The sequence below is a fragment of the Pseudomonadota bacterium genome, from assembly GCA_018242545.1.
In the GTDB taxonomy this organism is placed as follows: Bacteria; Pseudomonadota; Alphaproteobacteria; order 16-39-46; family 16-39-46; genus 16-39-46.
Genome location: JAFEBT010000115.1, coordinates 1 through 1,702 on the forward strand (window position 1 = coordinate 1; position 1,702 = coordinate 1,702).

A 1,702-nucleotide genomic window follows, 5' to 3' on the forward strand; every position below is an offset into this window, starting at 1 on the left:
TCTCCAAAAATTTCAATGTCTTATCTCTTTTCAAGACTTACGCAGCAGATCTATTAAAAAAAGTCGTTCTTATATATGCAAAAATATGTGCTTTAAACGAGCTGCTGCCCTCCCAACATTTAACGGAAATAGAAAAAACTTCTTTTTTAAAGCAAATAGAAGACTTTAATCGTGACTATCCAACTCTGAGTCTCACTAAAGATTCAGAATCTTCTGTTGAGCCCTCTCAAAAAGAACAAGATAGCGATTTTTTTAATATCATTGATACAATTATGTCTCATAAATATCCTTTAAAAGATGAAACTCCACGCTTAAAAAAAGCACGAAGAGAGCTGTTAAAAAAAAGCCCTAAAAAGAAAACATGATAAAGAGATATTTCGTATCCTATCTTCCCCCTCTTCCTCTGAATTAACTAAAGGCTTATAATGTTCTAAGACCCTTATTAATAAGTTTTTTAAGAGCTTTCTGTTGAGAGGAATATAGAGACTTAGCAAAGAAAGAGTTTTCATCAGATGAATGGGAAGGCCCTTAGTAAAGATCTCAGTCGTGGAAGCTCAGGAGATGGTCTGTGGGATTAATTAGAGCATCCAAAATAGCAAAGCAATCATTTATGATTATAAATATTATAGTCTTTAAAAAAATTTAAAAATAGCATAAAGTTTTGCATGCTTCACTTTCGCCATTAGGTCAAAATGAATACAAATTCTCTTCTAAAATTGCCTAACAACTTCCCTCTTCCTTTACGTATTGGGACTCGTGAAAGTCCCATGGCCATGGTCCAAGCACAAATGGTTCTTTCCGCACTTGAAAAAATTTATCCCTCCCTTAAAGGTCATATTAAACTTTATCCTATGAAAACAAGTGGGGATGTCTTATTAAATCAACCTCTTTATCTTTCTGGCGGAAAAGGGCTTTTTACAAAAGAATTGGAAAATGCCCTTCTTTCTAAGAAAGTTGATCTTGCCGTCCATTCTTTAAAAGATATGCCCACGCGACTTCCAGAAGGTCTTATGCTTGCATGCTTTTTAAAACGAACAGAAGCTCGAGATGCTTTTGTATCTTTTCACTATGAAAGCTTAGCTTCCCTTCCCCCTCAGGCACGTCTGGGAACATCTTCTATCAGACGTGCTGCCCAGGCCTTAAAAGTCAGACCTGATTTGATCATTGTTCCTTTAAGAGGAAATGTGAATACGCGCCTTCAAAAGATCAAAAATGGAGAGATGGACGCGTCCATTTTATCGTTTTCTGGGCTTAAACGTCTTCAGATGGAAGGTATGGCTCGAGAAATATTAGACCCAATGGTTTTTGTTCCGGCTCCTGGACAAGGTGTGATTTGTATTGAAGTGCTCTCTTCCAATAAGAAACTCCAAGACCTTCTTATTCCTCTCAATGATATTGAAACTCAAACATGCATAGAAGCCGAAAGAGCCCTTTTAAAATCAGTGGATGGTTCGTGTCGTATTCCTGTCGGAGCGTGGGCAAAAAAAATAGGAGAAAATGAAATCCAAATCCAGGGATTTTTAGCTCAAACCACCCCTCCCCCTTTTAAAGCCTCTCCGTCTCTTATAAGGACAATTTCAGGTCCTTTTGAAAACGCAGAAACATTGGGAAAATGTCTTGGACAACTTCTTAAAAAAGACCTTTTTAATTAGGGCGTGTCATCAATTAAATTGACAAAGAAGGAGAGAGAAGAGATATTGAG

At 37.0% G+C, this 1,702-nt stretch carries 2 protein-coding genes; both read left to right on the forward strand.

Going from position 1 to position 1,702, the window contains the following annotated elements:
- Positions 1–365: hypothetical protein (locus JSS34_08840; protein MBS0186400.1), on the forward strand; the 365-nt coding region annotated here is incomplete at its 5' end.
- Between the two features lie 327 nt (positions 366–692).
- Positions 693–1,652, forward strand: a complete 960-nt coding sequence (gene hemC, locus JSS34_08845) for a hydroxymethylbilane synthase (protein ID MBS0186401.1) — start codon at positions 693–695, stop codon at positions 1,650–1,652.
- Positions 1,653–1,702 lie beyond the last annotated feature (50 nt).

Coding starts and splice junctions, on each gene's coding strand:
- hemC (MBS0186401.1), top strand. CDS start 693: ATGAATACAAATTCTCTTCTAAAATTGCCTAACAACTTCCCTCTTCCT.